Below are 18131 nucleotides of genomic sequence, written 5' to 3' on the forward strand. Positions count from 1 at the left end.
CAAGAGCGCTACCCGCCGCGTGCCCCTCGGCGCGCGATCACGCCGCCCGGCGCTCGGCCGGGTCGTGGGTCAGCAGGAAGTCCCGCAGGCCGGCCAGGTCGTCGGTGTTGATGTGGTCCACCCCGGCGGCCAGCAGTTCCCGCCACACGGCCTCCCGCGCGGCGCCCGGGGTGTCGGGGGTGGCCCAGAACCGGACCCGGTACCCGGCGGCGTGCGCCTGCGCGACGATGCCCTGCAGCTTGGCGCGCTCGGCCGCCGGCATCGGGCCCACGCCCCGCCACGTGAAGGCGTTGGCCCAGTTGTCGCTCACCAGCGGCATGAACGTGGCCGGCGTCCCGGTGCCGAGGTCGCCCAAGCGCCCGTCGTAACCCGCGAAACGGGTGCGCTGCGCCAGCATTTCCGCGCGTGGCCGGTTGCCGCTGATGACCACTTCGACGGCGCCGTCGTGCTCGCGCCCGCCGGTCCACCGGGTGAGCATGAACCGGAACTCACGCAGCGCCGCGTCCACCGCCTGGTAGGCCGACGGGCCGTCGCTCTTGATGTCGATCAGCAGCTGGAACGACTCGCGCCACCGCGGGTACACCCGGCCGCCGTGGGCGCGCACCCGCTCGGCCAGCGGTTCGAGGTACAGGCTGGTCAGGGTCCGGCCGGGCCGGGCGTCGACCAGGTCGTGCGCCACCCGCAGCTCGCCGTCCACCAGCCACACGTCCGCCTCGACGGAGGTGAACCCGTGGCCGAGGGCGTCGGCCAGCGGGCGGTCGTGCTCGTAGTCGTTGTGGGCGTGGGCGTGCTCGAGCGGCTGCACCCGCGACGCCGCCGCGGCCGGCAGCGCGCCACCGGCCACCACCAGGGCGAAGATCAGCACCAGCAGTCGTTTCATCGGTTTCCTTCCCTCAGACCCGGACCGCGCCGGGACGGCCGTCCTCGACCACGAACGAGGCCACTGTGGATTCCGGCGCGTCGGCGCGGCTCACCGTGGAGACCATCCGCAGGTCGCTGCGGAACTCCTTCTTGCCGACCCGGCAGCGCACGTAGCCGCGGCGGTCGCCGTCGAAGAACTTGATGTGCGGGTTGTACTGGATCATCGGCCCGTAGTACGGCCCGTACACCGCACCGTCCCCATTGGACGAGATCGAGGTGCCGACGATCTCGGTGCCGATCACCGGCGAGCCGGGACGGTCGAAGTCGGCGTGGATGTCGTTGACGAACGTGGAGTGCCAGTCGCCCGTGACGACGACCGGGTTGCGCACGTCGTGCTGCTGCCACGCGTCGGTCAGGCGCTTGCGGGCGGCGGGGAAGCCGTCCCACGCGTCGTGCCACAGCCGGGAGCCGCCTGGGCCGTCGTGGTCGAGGCGGGCGAGCATGACGTTGTTGCCCAGGATGTTCCAGCGCGCACGGGACGCGGCGAAACCCTCGTAGAGCCACCGTTCCTGGGTCGCGCCGAGCATGGTGACCGACGGGTCGTAGGCGGCCGGGCACGCGTCGGCCTCGCCCCAGCCGCACGGCGGGACGTCGCGGTACTGCCTGCCGTCGAGCATGTCGATCTGCGCGAGCCCGCCCCAGTGCAGGCGGCGGTAGATCCGCGGGCCGCCCGCCGACGCCGGGTTCGCGGGCGGGCGCACCGGCTGGTGTTCGTACCAGGCCTGGTAGGCGGCGGCGCGCAGGGCGGCGATGTCGCCGGCGTGTTCCTGCCGGGTGCTGGCGTAGTCGTTCTTGACCTCGTGGTCGTCCCACACCACCAGCCACGGGAAGCGCGCGTGCGCGAGCTGCAGGTCGGGGTCGCTCTTGTAGAGCGCGTACTGCATGCGCCAGCGCTCCAGGTCCTGCGGCACGGTGCGCAGCACGTCCGGGGTGGTCACCTTGCGGTAGCCGCCGTCGGCCGGGATGCCGCCCTCGTACACGTAGTCGCCGAGGTGCAGGACGAGGTCGAGGTCCTCCTGCGCCATGTGGCGGTAGGAGGGGTAGTAGCCGCTGTCCCACGACTGGCAGGAGGCGAACGCGAAGCCGAGCGTGCCGCCTGGGGAGCCCGGGGCGGGGGTGGTGCGGGTGCGGCCGACCGGGGAGATGTCGTGGCGGTAGCGGAACCGGTAGAAGTACTCGCGGTCGGGCGCGAGGCCGCGTGCCTCGACGTGCACCGAGTGGGCCAGCTGCGGCAGCGCCCAGGTGCTCCCCCGCGCGGCGACGCGGGTGAACCGCTCGTCGGCGGCGACCTCCCAGTCGACCGGCGCGGCCTTGGGCGGCATGCCACCGCCCGGCGTGAACGGCTCCGGCACCAGCCGCGTCCACAGCACGGCGCCGGTCGGGGCCGGTTCCCCGCTGGCGACGCCCAGTTTGAAGGGGTACTCGCCACCGCCCGGCCGGGGCGCGGCGGCCGCGAGGGCGGCGGGCAGCTGGGACAGCGCGGCAGCCCCGGCGACGGCGGACGCGGAAGCCAGGAACCGGCGGCGGTGGAAGTCACCTGATGGAGTGATCGGCACGGACACTGTCTAACCGCCGCCGGTGGAGCGGGCCGGTCATCCGGATGAACAGAGCGCGAAGCGGATGTTTCAGCCCGCGATGCACCTCGGGCTCGGCGGGCGCGCGGCGGGCCGTGGGTGTGAGGCGGGCTCGCCCGGCTACCGGGCCCGGCCGGCCAGTGCGCCGACCAGGCGGCGGGCCGCGGGCGCCGCAACGCCCGAGCCCAGCGGGCGCAGCCCTCGACGACCGGGCCAGCCTCCAGTCACCGGCCTGCACCTGCCCCGAGCAGGCAAGCCCCGCACCCGGCCGCCACGCCCGAGCCCGATCGGCGCGGATCTCGGCGACCGTGCCGTCCTCCACCCGCCGCGCACACCTGCCCCGAGCACACGGCCAACCGCGCGGGACCAGCCCGCGCCAGATGCGACCGAGACCAGGTGGCACCTCGGCGGCCTCGCCCTCCACCCGGCCGCCGACGTGCACCTGCCCCGGGCGCGCGCCGGGTCCTCAGCCCGAGCCCGACCGGCTCAGAGCTCCGTCACCTTGCCCTCCGTGACCTCCAGCCGCCGGGTCACGGAGACCGCCTCCAGCATGCGCCGGTCGTGCGTCACCAGCAGCAGGGTGCCCGGGTAACCGTCCAATGCGGACTCCAGCTGCTCGATCGCCGGGAGGTCGAGGTGGTTGGTCGGCTCGTCGAGCACCAGCAGGTTCACCCCGCGCGCCTGCAGCAACGCCAGCGCCGCCCGCGTCCGCTCGCCCGGGGACAGCGTCGCCGCGGGCCGCCGCACGTGCGCCGCCGCCAGGCCGAACTTCGCCAGCAGCGTCCGGACGTCGGCGTCGGCCAGCTCCGGGACCTCCCGCGCGAACGCCTCGGCCAGCGGCAGGTCGCCGAGGAACAGCCGCCGCGCCTGGTCGACCTCGCCGACCTGCACCCCGGACCCCAGCGACGCCGCCCCGGCGTCCAGCTCGACGCGGCCGAGCAGCGCCGCCAGCAGCGTCGACTTCCCGGCCCCGTTCGCCCCGGTGATCGCCACCCGGTCGGCCCAGTCGATCTGCAGGTCGACCGGCCCGAGCGTGAACCCGCCGCGCCGCACCACGGCTCCCCGCAGCGCCGCCACGACCGCGCCCGCCCGCGGCGCGGCGGCGATCTCCATCCGCAGCTCCCACTCCTTGCGCGGCTCCTCGACGGCCTCCAGCCGCTCGATCATCCGGTCGGTCTGGCGGGCCTTCGCGGCCTGCTTCTCGGTGGACTCGGCGCGGAACTTGCGGCCGGCCTTGTCGTTGTCCCCGGTCTTGCGCCGCGCGTTGCGGACGCCCTTCTCCATCCACGCCCGCTGCGTGCGCGCCCGCGTCTCCAGCGCCGCGCGCGTCGCCGCGTACTCCTCGTAGTTCTCCCGCGCGTGCCGCCGCGCCACGGCGCGCTCCTCCAGGTACGACTCGTACCCGCCGCCGTAGAGCCGCACCTGCTGTTGCGGCAGGTCCAGCTCCAGCACCTGGTCGACGGTCCGGGCGAGGAACTCCCGGTCGTGGCTGACCAGCACGGTCGCCGCGCGCAGCCCGGTGACGAACCGCTCCAGCCGGGCCAGGCCGTCCAGGTCGAGGTCGTTGGTGGGCTCGTCGAGGAGGAACACGTCGTAGCGGCTGAGCAGCAGCGAGGCCAGCCCGGCGCGGGCGGCCTGCCCGCCGGACAGCGACGTCATCGGCTGGTCGAGGCCGACCGAGAGCCCCAGGTCCACGGCGACCTCCTCGGCCCGGTGGTCGAGGTCCGCGCCGCCCAGGACCAGCCACCGGTCGAGCGCGGCGGCGTAGCGGTCGTCGGCCCCGTCGGCGCCCGCGGTCAGGGCCTCGGTCGCCGCGTCCAGCTCGGCCTGCGCGGCGGCGACGGAGGTGCGCCCGGCGAGGAACTCGCGCACCGACTCCCCCGGCCTGCGTTCCGGTTCCTGCGGCAGGTACCCGACGGTCGCGCCCGGCGGGGTGAGCCGGACCTCGCCGGCCTCGGGCTTGTCCACCCCGGCGAGGATCCGCAGCAGCGTGGACTTCCCGGCCCCGTTGACGCCGACCAGCCCCACGACCTCCCCCGGCGCGACGACCAGGTCGAGGCCGGCGAAAAGGGTGCGGTGCCCGTGTGCCGCGGTCAGGTCCTTCGCCTGGAGGGTCGCACTCACCCGGCCACCTTAGCCGCGGTCGCGGTGTCGCCACGCCGCGGCAGGCCCACGACCGGTGCCGCCGGGGCGTTGCTCAGCCGTTCAGGCGCGCCTGGAGCGGGTGTCGGCCACGGAAGCGTAGGAGACGCCGTCGAGCGCGACCGCCTGTTTGCCGGCCTCGTCCCCGGCCGCGAGCACGGCCGTGGCGAACGCCGGCAGCGCCGCGCCGCCCGTAGCCACCGTGACGACCGCGCCGGTGATCGCGGTGAGCACTCCGAGGGGCAACGGGACAGCCTGCTCGTGCTCGCCTAGGCGCTCGTCGCCTACTCCACCATCATCGAAGAGGCGCGGCGCGGCCTCGTGGATCTGATGACCGCATGCGCCGACGGCTTCGCGCAGGTGAGCAAGCAGGTGGAGGCGGCCGGTCTGAGCGTGGGGATCACCGAGCACCTGCGCCGGCCCGGACAGGGCACCCAGGCCCGTCAGGTGGTTCCGGTCGAGCTGGGCGAACTGCTCCAGCCGCGCGATCAGCTCCCGCGCGAGGCCGATCGCCGGTTCGACGACCTGGCCGATCCCCGATTCGAGCGCGCCGGGATCTACCTCGTATCCACCCATTTCACACTCCCCCAGTGAAAACGGTGAACGAGCATCATGACCGCGAAACGCCCACGGCGCCACACCCCGCCGCCAGGCATCCACAGTGGACCGTTAGTCAGCGGCCGGCCGATCCCGCCGCCACCAGGTGCGGCCAGATCTCCGCCGCGATGCCCTCCGCTGTGCCGGGGCAGCCCCGGCGCAGCCAGTCCATCACCGTCCCCAGCAGCGCGCCCGCCAGCAGCGCCGCGGCCGGGTCGTGCGGGATCTCCGCCGGGTCGTCGGCGTGGGTGGGCGCTCCGGTGCCGGTCAGGCGCACGTGGATCGCGATGGCGAGGCGGTGGTGCAGGTGGTTGATCACCCGGGCGCTGCCGGCGAGCAACGCGCCGTACAGCCGGGCGTGCGCGGCGACGTGCTCGAAGATCCGCGCCAGCGCCGCGATCGGCGCGGGGTCCTCGTTCGGCAGCAGCACGTGCGCCGCGGCGACCAGCTCGTCGAACATGTCCGTGCACGCGGCGGCCGCCAGGTCGTGCACGTCGGCGTAGTGCTCGTAGAACGTGGAACGGTTCACGTCCGCGCGTTTGGTCAGGTCGGACACCGAGATCTGGGTGAGGTCGCGCTCGGCGATCAGCTCCAGCAGCGCGGCCTCGAGCGCGGAGCGTGACCGGCGGCTGCGGCGATCGGGTACTTGCGGCGCGGACACCGGATCAGTCTCATTGACTCCAACAGGTGTTGGAAAAACACCACATGTCGGAATATTTCGGGCGAAGTTGACTGCCGAGGAGTTGGTGATGACCACCGCGGAGCCCCGGAACTACCCGTTCAGCACGCCGGAACGGCTGGAGGTGGAGCCGATGTTCGCCGAGCTGCGTGCGAACCAGCCGCTGAGCCGGGTCCGGCTGCCCTACGGCGAGCCGGGCTGGCTCGCCACCCGTTACGAGGACGTGAAGGTCGTCCTCGGCGACCCGCGGTTCAGCCGCGCGGCGAGCCTGGAGCACGACGAGCCGCGGATGCGGCCACAACCCTCGCTGCCCGGCAGCATCCTGAGCATGGATCCGCCGGACCACAGCCGCCTGCGCCGCCTGGTCACGAAGGCGTTCACGGTGCGGCGCATCGAGCAGCTGCGGCCGCGGGTGCGGCAGATCGCCGACGAGCTGGTCGACGGGATGCTGGCCGCCGGCCCGCTCGCCGATCTGGTGGAGGCGTTCGCGCTGCCCGTGCCGGTGACCGTGATCTGCGAGCTGCTGGGCGTCCCGTACGCGGACCGCGGGGATTTCCGGTACTGGTCGGACGCGTTCCTGTCCACGACGAGGTTCCCGCCGGAGGAGGTGGCCGACTGCGCGGGGAAGATGCACGCCTACCTGGAGGGCCTGATCGCCCAGCGCCGCGCCGAGCCGCGCGACGATCTGCTCAGCGGCCTGGTCGCCGCGCGGGACAACGAGGATCGTCTGTCCGAAGAGGAACTGGTCCGGCTCGCGATGGCGCTGCTGATCGCCGGGCACGAGACGACCGCGTCGCAGATCCCCAACTTCGTCTACACGCTGCTGACGCACCCGGACCAGCTCGCGATGCTGCGCGCGGACCTGAGCCTGGTGCCGAAGGCGGTCGAGGAGCTGATGCGGTTCGTGCCGCTGGGGATCGGCGCGGGCATCGCCCGGTACGCGACGGAGGACATCGAGCTGGGTGGGGTGCTGGTGCGCGCCGGGGAGGCCGTGCTGCCCGCGCTGGCGTCGGCGAACCGGGACGAAAGCGCTTTCCCCGATGCGGACGTGCTCGATCTGCGCCGGGAGGACACGTCGCACATCGGCTTCGGGCACGGGGTGCACCATTGCCTGGGCGCGCCACTGGCGCGGATGGAGCTGCAGGTCGCGCTGGACACGCTGCTGCGCCGGCTGCCGGACCTGCGCCTCGCCGACGGCGAGTCCGGAGTGGACTGGAAGGAGGGCCTGTCGACCCGCGGCCCGGAGCGGCTGCTGGTGACCTGGGAGCAGTGATCGCCGGACGGTGCGCCTGGGGCGCCCGCTGGCGGGCGGCTGGTGGTGCGGAACCGCTGCTCCGGAGCGAGCCAGCGCTGGTGCGCACGCTGCTCGCCTGCCGGGCGGCCCGCGCCGCGGGCCCGAACCGCGCGCTGCTCACCTGCCGCCGCCGGTCGGGGGCGCCCGTTTCGGCCCCACGACGTGGGCAGCCGAGGTGCGGGATGCCGGCCCCGCCGTTGCTCCTGGGGGCCGGCGCCTTCCGGACCACCGTCTTCCGGGCCGGCGCCTTCCGGGCCGGCGGGAACCGTGCTTCATGGGTGGTGCGTTGCTCGGCCGGGATCCCGTCGGGCGGCTTTTCAGTTCGTGAGCTGCCGGGAGAACCACCTCGTCAGGATCTCGTCCACCGACTTGGCCGTGGGTAGCTGCGGTGCCGGGTCCAGGCCCGGTTCCTCGGCCAGCGGGTGCGCCAGCTCCGGCACCGTGACCAGCTCGGCCCCACCAGAGTGGGCGCGCAGCTCCCCGACCAGCGCGGTGGCGTCCGCGCGCAGGACGGGGTGGTCCAGCTCCCCGCTGACGACCAGTAGTGGCAGTTCCGCCGCGATTTCTCCGGCGCGGGCGACGAAGTCGAACTCCTCCGCCACCCGGTGCGCCTCCTCGGTCCAGTGGTACGGGTGTCCGGCGAGCCCGTCGGTCAGCGGGACCACCGATCGCAGCCGCACCGCGGGGTTGACGAGCGCCGCCGCGCGGACCGGAAACGCTTGCGTGGCAAGCACGTTCAGCGCCACCGCCCCACCCAGTGAGGCGCCGAGCACGCTCACCGGACCGTCGTCGACCGGCAACTGACGGCGCAGCGCCTCCAACGCGGCCGGGAACTCCTCGGCCGCCTGCCGGGCGAACGGCGCCAGGAACGCCAGCAACGCATCCCGCCGGGCGAGTTCGACGACCGCGCCGACCCGGCCGTCGACCATCCGCGCGCCGCACATCGGCATGCCCAGGTGCACCCGCCACGCCGGCACCCCGCGCATCGGCAGCGCGGCCGCGAACGCCGCGTCCGTGCGGGGCGCGTCGAGCATGTGCCAGGTGACGATCAACGGCGCGGGACCGTCGACGGCCGGCGGCAACGCCGTGTACGGGACCCCAGCGGCACTTCCGGTCAGAGTTTCCATGACCACCCCCAACGTCCACCCTAGACACCGGGGCGACGATGGAGAAAGCCCTTTCGCTGCAAGCGAAACCTCACACCGAACGCACCAGCTCGATCGCCCGGGCCAGGGTTGCCAGGCGCGCCTCCAGGGTGTCCCCCGCCGGGTACAGGCGCACCGTGTCCACGCCCGCGTCCCGCCAGACACGCAACCGGTCGCGCACCATCGGTTCGGTGCCGATGAGCGTCGTGGCGAGGACCATCTCGTCGGTCACCAGTGCGGCCGCCCCGTCGCGGTCCCCGGCCTGCCACCGCTGCCGCACCTCGGCCGCCACCTCGGCCCAGCCCTGCCTGCTGTAGGCCCGGTTGTAGAAGTTGGCCGACGCCGAACCCATCCCGCCCAGGCTGAACGCCAGCTCCTTCTTCCGGCCGGCCACCATCGCCCGCAGCGCATCCTCGTCCGGCGCGAACGCCACCTCCGCGCCCTGGCACACGTCCAGATCCGCGCGGGTGCGCCCGCTCCGCGCCAGCCCCTCGTCCAGGTGCGCGAAATACGCCTCACCCGCACCCTCGGGCACGAAACTGGTGCCCAGCCACCCGTCGGCGATCTCGCCGGTCAGCCGCAGCATCGCCGGGGACAGGGTCGCCAGGTAGACCGGGATCTCGTGCTCGGCGCGCATCGACAGCCGCATCGGCACCGCCTCCCCGCCCGGCAGCGGAATCCGGAACTCCGTGCCGGAGTAGGAGATCTTGCCGCCCTCGATCACCCGGCGCACGATCTCCACGGTCTCCCGCACCCGGGCCAGCGGCCGCGCGAACGGCCCCCCGTGCAGGCCCTCGATCACCTGCGGCCCGGACGCGCCCAGCCCCAGCACGAACCGTCCACCGGACAGATTGGACAGTGTGATCGCGGTCTGCGCCACCGCCACCGGCGTCCGGGTGCCGACCTGCATGACGCCGGACCCGAGCAGCATCCGTTCGGTGCGCGCGGCGAAGTAGCCGAGCGCGGACGGGCCGTCGGAGCCCCACGCCTCGGCGACCCAGCAGATGTCGAGGCCGAGTTTCTCCGCCTCCACCACGAAATCCGCGACCTCGCCGAAGCCGCTCGACGCTTCGACGGTCGTCGCGGTGCGCATCAGGCCTCCGCCCGCTTCTTCAGGCACTCCAGCGTCGCGGTCATGTTGCGCTCGAACTCGCGCAGCCGCACGAAGACGATCTTCTGTTCCTTGTCCGGCATCCGGTCGATCGCCACGGACAACCCGGACCGCCCCGGCCCCAGGCGCATCCACTGCGACAGCTCCGTGCCGCCGTCCCGCGGTTCCACCCGGAACCGCCAGGTCGCGCTGGGCTCGTCCGGGTCCCCGACCGCCCAGGCGAACACCCGGCCCGGCTCGAATTCGACGATCTCCGACGTGGTCACCCACTCCCCGAACGCTTCGTGCTTGCTGCGCCCGACGAACCGGGCGCCGGGCGCGGGGCCGGTGGCGCCGTCGAGCCAGTCGACGGACTGCAACTCGTCGCTCATCTCCGGCATCAGCCCGATGTCGGAGACCAGGGCCCACACCCGCTCGGGCGGCGCGTCGATCCAGGTGCGCACCTCCACCGTCGGCGTGTCCGCGTAGCGCGCGCCCGTCCACTCCATCGCGGCCGTCCTCCTCGTCGCGGGGTCCGGCCACTAGAGTTGCGTAATAAGACTCAGCCTGTCAAGAACCTGTCGCGCACGTCCGGCCTGCTCCGGAGCCGCTCCGGGAACCCGGGGCCGAGCCGCATCCGGGTGTCGTCGGCGCGCAGCGGCTCGCCGCACCGCGCACAGACGACCTCGGCGTGGGTGTCGTGGCCGCACGGCTCGTGGTGGAAGGTGATCGGCGCGCCCTCGTCACCGGCGAGCCACCGGTCGCCCCACCGGGACAACGCGGCCAGCACGCCGAAGAAGTCCCGCCCCTTCTCGGTGAGCAGGTACTCGTGGCGGCGCGGCTCGTCCTGGTAGGGCCGCCGCTCCAGCAGCCCCTGCTCGACGAGCCGGCGCAGCCGGTCGGTGAGCGTGTTGCGGGCGATGCCCAGCGACTGCTGGAAGTCGTCGAACCGGCGGACGCCGTAGAAGGCCTCGCGCAGCACCAGGGGCGTCCACGCGTCGCCCAGCAGGTCGACGGTGCGGGCGATCGAGCACGGCCAGTTCGCGAACGACGTCCTCTTCATACGGCCAGGGTAACCCGGGCGAGCGGGTCACCCTTCCCGGCAGAGGACGAGGTGCTCGTGGTGGAGCACGCCGTCGCGGACGTCGGCGGTGACCCACATGCCGACGAACGGGTGGGGTCAGCCCGCCTTCGCGCTGTGCAGCACGATCTCGGTACCCTCCGCCGTCCACACCAGACACCGCAGCTCGTGCGGGCCTTCCTCGACCTCGCCGGTCTTCAGGCCCGCTGCCGCGGCCTCGGCTCGGGCGGCGGCCAGGTCGGGGACCCGCAGCAGCAACGCGGGCCGGGACGTCACGCTGTCGGTCCCGGACAGCGCGACCCGCGCCCCGGCCACGTCGAACTGGGCCCACCGGTCGCCGTCGACGAACGCCGGTTCCGCGCCCAGCAGCCGCGACCACACGGCCACCGCGCCGGGCAGGTCGGTCACCATGCCGACCGTCGCGATCTTGCTGATGTCCACGTCAGGCTCCTGCCGGTAGGGTGCGGGCGATGTGCCGGGCGCCGGCGACGGCCAGCGCCACCGAGGTCAGCGTCGGGTTGCAGGCGGTCGCGGTGGGGATGACGCCGTTGCCGGCCACGTGCAGGCCGTCGACACCCCACACCCGCGACGACGGGTCGCACACGGACGTCCCGTCATCGGACCGTCCCATCCGGACAGTCCCCTGGTAGTGCAGGGAAGATCCGGGCGGGAGCGTGATCGGCTCCTCGTCCAGCGGGTCGCCGAGCGCGGCCGCGGCCCGGCGCACGGCGGTGCGGGCGGCCTCCAGCGCGGCCTCGTCCCGCGAGGTGAGCCGGTAGTGGATGCGCATCGCGGGCATGCCGTAGCCGTCGCGTGCGGTGTCGTCGAACGCGACGCGGTCCGCGGCCCGCACGTCCTTGGCGCAGAACCAGCCCAGCCCGACGATCGATCCGGGCGCGGGCACGTCGTCCGGCGCGAGCGGCACCGGGGACGCGTCGACCTGCATCACCTGGCCGTGGAAGGGTTCGGCGTCGGTGAACGGCACCCAGCTCACCCCGCTCTGCCGCACGATCCGGGACCGGCCCCGGGGATCGGTCTCCAGGGATCCGGCATCGCGCAGCCGCACCGCGAACACCACCTGCGGCTGGTCGTTGAGGTACCGCCCGAGCGCGGGCGGCCGCACCCCGGACGCCCACAGCAGCTGCGGGGTCCGCAGCGCGGCCAGGGCCACCACGACCCGCGCGGCGCGGACCTCGTGCTCGCCACCGTCCCGCAGGTCGCGGACGAGCACACCGGCGGCCCGCCCGTCCGCCACGAGCACGCGCGTCACCAGTGCTTCCGGGAACAGCGTGTGCCGCTCGTTGCGCCGGGTCGCCTCGCCGAACACGACGTCGGCCCCGGACCAGGTCAGCGAGCCGTCCGGAGCGCACCGCACGGCCAGCGGCATCGGCCGCACCCGCCGCTCCTCGCTCCGGCCCGGGTCGAAGGCCGCGGCCAGCCGTTTGCGGACCTCGGCGGCGAAGGGCGCGTCGTCGAAGGCGTGCGCGGACACCGCGAGCAGCCGTTCGGCCTCGTCGAGCAGGTCGTCCAGATCCGGCAGGAACCCGATCCGCTCGCTGCCGCCGGGACGCGGGCAGGCCGCCGTCCAGTGCGCGCCCATGCCGCCGACGTTGCTCGACATGGCCGCGGCGGGCAGCTCCTCGCCCCCGAGCACGAAGGTCCCCGGGCGCCCTCGCCCCGGACCGCCGGGCCCCTCCGAGCGCCGCTGCGCCCGTTCCCGCGCGGCCGGGTCGGCGATGTTCTTCACGTGCACGCCCGGCGGATCGGCGAGCAACGGCCCGGCCTCGAACGTGGCGAGCCGCAGGTGCGGTCGCGTCTCGGACAGGATCCGCGCGTAGGCAGCCCCGCACGGTCCACTCCCGACGATCGCCACGTCCACTGTGGAGGGAAACGTCCTCATGCCAGGACCAGCCGCTTGCGGTCGCGCCCGCCACCGGGCACCGGCATGTAGGAGATCCGCAGCCGCACGGAGACGGCCACGTCGTGCTCGCCCGGCGCCAGCGGCTCGCCGGTGGTGAAGCCGAGCACCGCCCGCTCCCCCATCTCCCACCGATCGTCGGTGATCCGGGGCAGTTCGGCGAAGGTGTAGGTGTTGCCGTGCACGGTGAAGGTGGTGCGCTCCGGCGGCACCGGGGTGCCGTCCAGGACGAGGTCGACAGCCTCCACCATGGACAGGAAGAGCCCGCGGTAGTAGGGCATCCGCACCTCCACCTCCCCGCCGGACCGGCCACGGGCGCGCAGCCCGCACACGATGTACTGGTCGAACACTGCGATCTCCTCAGGGGGTCTCGCCGAGCAGCCGCGCCAGCATCTCCTGCTGGCGGCGCACCTGCTCGACGCTGTCGACGGGGAAGGCGTCCTGGATGTGCCGGTTGCCCTCGTACTCACTGGACAGGTAGCCGGTGAACCCGCCGGCGGCGAGCACCGGCACGATCTCCTCGTAGGGGATGCTGTACTCGGTGCCCTCGTCGGTCATCTCGTAGAACTTCGCCTGCACGTGCCCGATGAACGGCAGGTGCTCCAGCATGTCCTTCGGTTCGGTCCAGATGTAGTGGGTGGCCTGGCGCGCCAGCCCGAACTCGACCGGCCCGCCGCCGCGGTAGTTGACGATGTCCATCAGCGCGTGGGTGTCGCCGTGGTCGTCGTAGGTCCGCACGATGTAGTCGACGAGATCCGGCCGGGCGCCGTCGCGCAGCGCCCGTTCGCTGACCACGCGGGGGAACCGCCGGACGTGCACGCCCATGTCCGGCATCAGCCCGAGCACGTGCGGGCCGCACCGGTGCATCACTGCGAGGTGTTCGAGGATCCACGGGTGGGTGAAGTGGAACGGCGCGTGCACCTCGAGCAGCAGCCGCACGCCGCGGTCCTCGGCGTAGGGCGCGGCGGCGGCCATCACCTCGGGCGAGAAGTTGATGGTGGCCTTGACGATGCCGGCCCCGAGCCGGACGGCGATGTCGATGTCGCGCCGCACCGAGGCCACCTGCTCGTCGAGGGTGAGCCAGCGGCCGGCGTGGAGCTTGGTGTCGAGGAAGGCGTTGGTGGCCACCGGGGTCGTCCCGTAGGTCGCCATCCAGTCGTGCCAGCGCGCCACGAACTCGCCGGTCAGCACCGGGTAGCCCGGGATCGACTGCTCCGGGATGATCTCGATCCCCAGTGCGCCCAGGGACGCGCAGGCGGCCACGCAGTCCTCGACGGACATCGTGCGCAGGAAGTACTCCTCCTGGAAGGAGTACAGGCTCACGCCGCGGCGCGGGCGGTCGGGAGGGGCGCTCACGGGTTCTCCTCTACTTTCATATTCAGCATGATGATTCTAATTTCCAGCGCCGGGAAATGCCAGGGTCTCCCCGCGGGAAGCGTCAGCGCCGGCGGCTCTTCCGCGGTGCCGCGGGCTGGGTGAGGAAGGCCAGCACCATCCGGGCGAGGTCGGCCAGGATGCCGGACCACTCCCCCTCGCCGGACGCCTGCTGCGTGCTGCCCAGGGCGAGCCAGCGGGCGAGCACGCTGTAGACGACGGTGAAGCTCCACTCCAGCGCCCGGCGCGGCTCAGGGTGGCTGATCTCGTCCGCCCGCTCGGCCAGCGCGGCGACGAACGCCTCCCGCAGCTCCGCGTGCGCGGCCCCGCCCAGCTCGGCGATCTGCGCGTCGGTGTTGGCCAGCAGCATGAACGGGCCGAGCACCGGCGCGTTGCGGCGCAGCAGCTCGGCCGCCGTGCCGATGACCCGCTCGACCGCCTCGCCGAACGTCTCGCCCGCCGGGGCCGGCTCGGCGAACGCCGCGCGCTGCTCGTCGCCGATCCGTTCCATCTCGCGGGCGTGCGCGGTGCGGATCAGGTCGTCCTTGCTGCTCACCCGGCCGTAGATCGATCCGGTGGACACCCCGGCGCGCTGGGCGACGTCGGCGAGGGTGAAGGAGTCCGAGCGGCGTTCGACCAGCAACGCGATCACCGCGTCGAGGGCCTTGTCGAACGACAGCCGGCTGCGCTCCTGCTTGGGCTCCCGGACCCGGGCGTTGACGCTCTCCACGGGCCGACCGTACGGCACCGCGGTCACCGCGGGCGACACCGGGATCACGCCGGCACCGCCGCCGCGGCGTAGCGGCCGCGCAGGAACACCATCGGCTCCCCCGCGTCCGGCTCGACCTCCAGCTCACGCACCCGGCCCAGCACCAGTTCGTGGTCACCGGCCGGCCGCACCGCTTCGATGTCGCAGCCGACCCGCAGGACCGTGCCGGACAGCCGCGGCCCGAACAGCGCCGGGCCGGGCAGGCCGTGCACGGCGAACCGGTCCGGCGCCTTGCGCACGAAGTCCCGGCACAGCTGTTCGCTGCCGGCGGCGAGGACGTTGGCGCAGAAGCGGCCGGTCTCGCGGATCCGCGGCCACGACGTGCTGGCCCGGTCGGGCAGGAACCCCACCAGCGGCGGGTCCAGCGACACCGAGGTGAACGTGCCGACCACCATCCCGGCGCCGGTGCCGGCGGTGATGACGCAGACACCGGTCGGGTAGTGGCTCAACGCGCGCCGGAACTCGGCGCCGTCGAAGGGGTTCACGTCAGCCCTCCTCCTTCGCGCGGGTCGCGCGGTCGATCTCCTCGGCCATGCGTTCGTGCTTGCCGTCGAGGTCCCAGAACGCCATCGTCAGCGCCTGCAGCACGATCAGCAGCAGCGGGGCGCCGTAGAACATCACCCGGATCGCGGTCAGCGCCGAGCCGTTCGCCTCGCCCGGCGTGTATCCCGCGACGCCCAGGCCGTAGGCGACGGCGGCCGCGCCGATCGCCGAGCCGACCTTGGTGGCGAAGCTGATGCCCGAGGACAGCAGCCCCTCGTTGCGGGTGCCGAACCGCCACTGCTGGTACTCGACGGTGTCGGCGACCATGGTGAACATCGAGACCATCGACAGGTTGATCGCCAGGGTGGCGATGATGTAGCAGGTCAGGAACGCCGGGAAGCTGCTCTCCAGCGGGATCATCGCGGCCCAGAAGACGAACCCGACGCCCAGCGCCTGGATGTTGCCGCGCCGCTTGCCGAACCGGCGGTAGTACGCCGGGGCCACGACACCGCCGACGATCATCGCGCCGGACACCAGCGGCAGCAGCACCGAGATCGCCCACGGCGCGTGCAGCACCGCGAGTGCGAAGTAGACGGTCACCGCGAGCACCATGCCCAGCCGCACGAAGTTGAGCACCCCGTAGACGAAGGTGATCTTCCAGACGCGGTTGCCCCACAGGGTGCGCAGCGCGTCGCGCGGCCGCAGCGAGTCGGTCTCCGGCGGCAGGGCGTAGCGCTCCTTGCAGACCAGGAAGGTGAACACGAAGAAGCCGACGCTGAGCACGCTGAAGATGAGCGTGGCGATGGTCCAGCCGCGCTGCTCGTCGCCGCCGCCGAGCAGCGCCACGAACGGCGTGGTGCCCGCGGTGACGATGATCGACCCGACCGAGCTGCCGATCGCGCGCAGCCCGCCCATCTGCATCCGCTCCTGCGGATCCCGCGTCATCATCGGCAGCAGCGAGCTGTACGGGACGTTGACCAGCGAGAACAGCAGGCCCAGCGTGAGGTAGGTGAGGAACGCGTAGATCAGCTTCCCGGCGTCGCCGAGGTCGGGGACGGTGAAGGTGAGCACGCCGAGGACGCCGAACGGGATCGACGCGAAGACGAGGTAGGGACGGGCCTTGCCCCAGCGCGACCGCGTGCGGTCGACCAGGACCCCGATCGCCGGATCGATGATCGCGTCCAGCAGGCGGGCGACCAGGAACAGGGTGCCGAGCGCGGCGACCGGCACCACGGCCACGTCGGTGTAGTAGTAGAGCAGGAACCCGCCGACGAGGTTCCAGGAGAGGTTCGAGGCGAGGTCGCCGGCTCCGTAGCCGAGCTTCTCCCGCCATCCGAGCCGGACCGCGCGCCCGGGCGTCACCCGGGCGGTGACGTCGCTGGTGATGTCCACAGTGCCGCTCCTTTGCGCACAACGGCGCCGTCGTGGCGCCGGGGAAGACACCGACCACGATGCGGCACGCCGACAGCATAAAGGAAATTCGTAGTTCGGATTCTGCTTATCCACGACAGCGATGCCGCCGGACTGACCTGCGGAAACGCGTCGCCGAGCGCGCCGGACCGGTGCGCACGTGGTGCATACTCCCGGTGACGGCGGGGTGTGCCGCCGAGCCGCCCGCCGGGGAGCCGACCCCTCCCCGCGCCCGGTCGCCGCCGTCGGTTCCAGGAGTCTTCCCGTGTCCACGACCGCCACCGGGCGCCGTGCCCTGTTCGCCTGCCTCGTCCTCGTCACCGCACTCGGCGCGCTCGACCAGACCATCGTCGCCACCGCCCTGCCGGCGATCGTGACCGAACTGGGCGCGCCGTCGCGCGTCTCGTGGGTCGTCACCGCGTACGCGCTGGCCCTGACCGCCGCGATGCCGGCCGCCGGGGCGCTGGGCGACCGCTTCGGGCACCGCCGGGTGCTGGCGCTGTCGATCGGCGTCTTCGTGATCTCCTCCGGCGCCTGCGGGCTCGCCGGGAACGTCGAGTTCCTGGCCGCCGCGCGGCTGGCGCAGGGGCTCGGCGGCGCCGGGCTGCTGGTGCTCCCGCAGGCGGTCGTCGCCGGGGCGGTGCCGGCCCGGGAGCGGACCGCGTTCCTGGGGCCGCTCGGCGCGGTGTACGCCGTGGCGACCGTGGCCGGGCCCCTGCTCGGCGGCTGGCTGACCGACCTGGCCTCATGGCGCTGGATCTTCTGGCTGAACCTCCCGCTCGGCGCGGCCGCGGCGGCGCTCGTGCTCGTCGCGGTCCCGGCCGGGCGGCGGCCGGACGCGCCGGCGCGGTTCGACACCACCGGCGCCGTACTGCTCGCCGCAGCGGCCAGCGGGCTCGTCCTGGTCACCACCGCGGTCGCCGAAACCGGCTGGCACGCGGCCACGGTGACGGCGGCCGCGGGCACGGCGGTGGTCGCCGCGGCCGCGCTGGCCTGGGAGCGCCGGGCTGCCGATCCGGTCCTGCCGGTGACGCTGGCGCGGGACCGCACGGTGCTGCTGTGCTGCCTGCTGGCCCTGGCCGGCGGGATCGGCCTGTTCGGGGTGCTGGCCTACGTGCCGACCTGGGTGCAGGAGGTGTACCGGACCTCGGCGACCACCGGCGGTCTCCTGCTGCTGCCGGTGACCGCCGGGATCGTCGCCGGGGTCAACGCGTCCGGGTTCGCGGTGCGCCGATGGGGCGCGTGGCGGCCCTTCCCGGTCGCGGGGTGCGCGCTGTCCGGCGGCGCGGCAGCGGCACTGGCGTCGATCGGCGAGGCGCCCCTGCCGGTCGTCGCGGCGCTGCTTGCGCTGCTCGGGCTCGGCACCGGGCTGTTCATGCAGATCGTCGTCGTGGTGGCGCAGGACGCGGGCGGGGCCCGGCGGGCCGGGGCGGTCACCGCGGGACTGGCGTTCGTGCGGGAGGCCGGGGTCACGGTCGGCGCGGCCGTGCTCGGCGCCCGGGTCGCCCGGGCCGCGGGCGGGTCCTACGCGCCGGTGTTCGCGACCGCCGCGATGTGCTTCGCGGCCGGGTTCGCGTACGCGCTGGCCCTGCCGGACCGCAGACTAGAATCAGAATAATAATTATGTTTCACTGGTGCACCCGACGTTTCGGAG

Annotated in this window: 18 protein-coding genes; 2 read left to right on the plus strand and 16 right to left on the minus strand. The window is 73.4% G+C overall.

Annotated elements, in window-relative coordinates; all coding sequences use genetic code 11:
- Positions 1 to 37 precede the first annotated feature (37 nt).
- From D0D28_RS02265 to D0D28_RS02285, 5 genes are all read right to left on the minus strand, one after another.
- Positions 38 to 880 carry a phosphatidylinositol-specific phospholipase C/glycerophosphodiester phosphodiesterase family protein gene (locus D0D28_RS02265; protein WP_094005089.1) on the minus strand — a complete coding sequence of 281 codons (843 nt, stop codon included), beginning with the start codon at positions 878 to 880 and terminating at the stop codon, positions 38 to 40.
- A 13-nt stretch (positions 881 to 893) separates the two neighbouring features.
- Entirely contained in the window at positions 894 to 2477 is a 1584-nt protein-coding gene (locus tag D0D28_RS02270) for an alkaline phosphatase D family protein (protein ID WP_116109616.1), read from the minus strand.
- A gap of 504 nt (positions 2478 to 2981) precedes the next feature.
- A complete protein-coding gene (locus D0D28_RS02275; RefSeq protein WP_116109533.1) occupies positions 2982 to 4619 on the minus strand; it encodes an ABC-F family ATP-binding cassette domain-containing protein in 1638 nt (545 codons plus the stop codon).
- 81 nt (positions 4620 to 4700) lie between these two features.
- Positions 4701 to 5213, minus strand: coding sequence for a hypothetical protein (locus D0D28_RS35990; protein WP_205413170.1), 513 nt, complete (start codon positions 5211 to 5213; stop codon positions 4701 to 4703).
- 97 nt (positions 5214 to 5310) lie between these two features.
- Positions 5311 to 5895, minus strand: a complete 585-nt coding sequence (locus tag D0D28_RS02285; RefSeq protein WP_116109535.1) for a TetR/AcrR family transcriptional regulator — start codon at positions 5893 to 5895, stop codon at positions 5311 to 5313.
- An 88-nt stretch (positions 5896 to 5983) separates the two neighbouring features.
- On the opposite strand from D0D28_RS02285, the gene D0D28_RS02290 reads away from it, so the two are divergent.
- On the plus strand, positions 5984 to 7186 hold the full coding sequence (locus D0D28_RS02290; RefSeq protein WP_116109536.1) for a cytochrome P450: 1203 nt from the start codon (positions 5984 to 5986) through the stop codon (positions 7184 to 7186).
- A gap of 338 nt (positions 7187 to 7524) precedes the next feature.
- Here the strand turns inward: D0D28_RS02290 and D0D28_RS02295 are convergent, their stop codons facing one another.
- The 11 genes from D0D28_RS02295 to D0D28_RS35465 form a co-directional block, all read right to left on the minus strand.
- A complete protein-coding gene (locus tag D0D28_RS02295; protein WP_116109537.1) occupies positions 7525 to 8334 on the minus strand; it encodes an alpha/beta hydrolase family protein in 810 nt (269 codons plus the stop codon).
- Between the two features lie 70 nt (positions 8335 to 8404).
- A complete protein-coding gene (locus D0D28_RS02300) occupies positions 8405 to 9445 on the minus strand; it encodes an LLM class flavin-dependent oxidoreductase (protein ID WP_116109538.1) in 1041 nt (346 codons plus the stop codon).
- Complete coding sequence (locus tag D0D28_RS02305) at positions 9445 to 9951, minus strand: SRPBCC family protein (protein WP_094005098.1); 507 nt, start codon at positions 9949 to 9951, stop codon at positions 9445 to 9447. The genes D0D28_RS02300 and D0D28_RS02305 overlap by 1 nt, the downstream gene beginning before the upstream one ends.
- A 53-nt stretch (positions 9952 to 10004) precedes the next feature.
- Entirely contained in the window at positions 10005 to 10505 is a 501-nt protein-coding gene (locus D0D28_RS02310) for a winged helix-turn-helix transcriptional regulator (RefSeq protein WP_094005099.1), read from the minus strand.
- 117 nt (positions 10506 to 10622) lie between these two features.
- Entirely contained in the window at positions 10623 to 10964 is a 342-nt protein-coding gene (locus D0D28_RS02315) for a VOC family protein (RefSeq protein WP_116109539.1), read from the minus strand.
- A gap of 1 nt (position 10965) precedes the next feature.
- Complete coding sequence (locus tag D0D28_RS02320; protein ID WP_116109540.1) at positions 10966 to 12423, minus strand: GMC oxidoreductase; 1458 nt, start codon at positions 12421 to 12423, stop codon at positions 10966 to 10968.
- Positions 12420 to 12791 carry a C-glycoside deglycosidase beta subunit domain-containing protein gene (locus tag D0D28_RS02325; RefSeq protein ID WP_094005102.1) on the minus strand — a complete coding sequence of 124 codons (372 nt, stop codon included), beginning with the start codon at positions 12789 to 12791 and terminating at the stop codon, positions 12420 to 12422. The genes D0D28_RS02320 and D0D28_RS02325 overlap by 4 nt, the downstream gene beginning before the upstream one ends.
- 10 nt (positions 12792 to 12801) lie before the next feature.
- Positions 12802 to 13797 (minus strand): sugar phosphate isomerase/epimerase family protein, encoded by a 996-nt coding sequence (locus D0D28_RS02330; RefSeq protein WP_116109541.1) that lies wholly within the window; start codon positions 13795 to 13797, stop codon positions 12802 to 12804.
- Positions 13798 to 13879: 82 nt separating this feature from the next.
- The gene (locus tag D0D28_RS02335; RefSeq protein ID WP_240323052.1) at positions 13880 to 14545 is read right to left on the minus strand and encodes a TetR/AcrR family transcriptional regulator; all 666 of its coding nucleotides are present in this window, start codon (positions 14543 to 14545) and stop codon (positions 13880 to 13882) included.
- 44 nt (positions 14546 to 14589) lie between these two features.
- Positions 14590 to 15069: a flavin reductase family protein gene (locus D0D28_RS02340; protein ID WP_116109542.1), complete on the minus strand. Its 480-nt coding sequence runs from the start codon at positions 15067 to 15069 to the stop codon at positions 14590 to 14592.
- A 1-nt stretch (position 15070) separates the two neighbouring features.
- Positions 15071 to 16459 (minus strand): MFS transporter, encoded by a 1389-nt coding sequence (locus D0D28_RS35465; RefSeq protein WP_158224419.1) that lies wholly within the window; start codon positions 16457 to 16459, stop codon positions 15071 to 15073.
- Positions 16460 to 16742: 283 nt separating this feature from the next.
- Here D0D28_RS35465 and D0D28_RS02350 point away from each other — a divergent pair, with 283 nt between their 5' ends.
- Positions 16743 to 18095 (plus strand): MFS transporter, encoded by a 1353-nt coding sequence (locus D0D28_RS02350; protein WP_162830960.1) that lies wholly within the window; start codon positions 16743 to 16745, stop codon positions 18093 to 18095.
- The last annotated feature ends 36 nt before the right edge of the window (positions 18096 to 18131 follow it).

Source organism: Amycolatopsis ruanii, from assembly GCF_003385175.1.
GTDB classification, from domain to species: domain Bacteria; phylum Actinomycetota; class Actinomycetes; order Mycobacteriales; family Pseudonocardiaceae; genus Amycolatopsis_E; species Amycolatopsis_E thermalba.

Coding starts and splice junctions, on each gene's coding strand:
- D0D28_RS02300 (WP_116109538.1), bottom strand. CDS start 9,445: ATGCGCACCGCGACGACCGTCGAAGCGTCGAGCGGCTTCGGCGAGGTC.
- D0D28_RS02310 (WP_094005099.1), bottom strand. CDS start 10,505: ATGAAGAGGACGTCGTTCGCGAACTGGCCGTGCTCGATCGCCCGCACC.
- D0D28_RS02265 (WP_094005089.1), bottom strand. CDS start 880: ATGAAACGACTGCTGGTGCTGATCTTCGCCCTGGTGGTGGCCGGTGGC.
- D0D28_RS02305 (WP_094005098.1), bottom strand. CDS start 9,951: ATGGAGTGGACGGGCGCGCGCTACGCGGACACGCCGACGGTGGAGGTG.
- D0D28_RS02290 (WP_116109536.1), top strand. CDS start 5,984: ATGACCACCGCGGAGCCCCGGAACTACCCGTTCAGCACGCCGGAACGG.
- D0D28_RS02320 (WP_116109540.1), bottom strand. CDS start 12,423: ATGAGGACGTTTCCCTCCACAGTGGACGTGGCGATCGTCGGGAGTGGA.
- D0D28_RS02295 (WP_116109537.1), bottom strand. CDS start 8,334: ATGGAAACTCTGACCGGAAGTGCCGCTGGGGTCCCGTACACGGCGTTG.
- D0D28_RS35990 (WP_205413170.1), bottom strand. CDS start 5,213: ATGGGTGGATACGAGGTAGATCCCGGCGCGCTCGAATCGGGGATCGGC.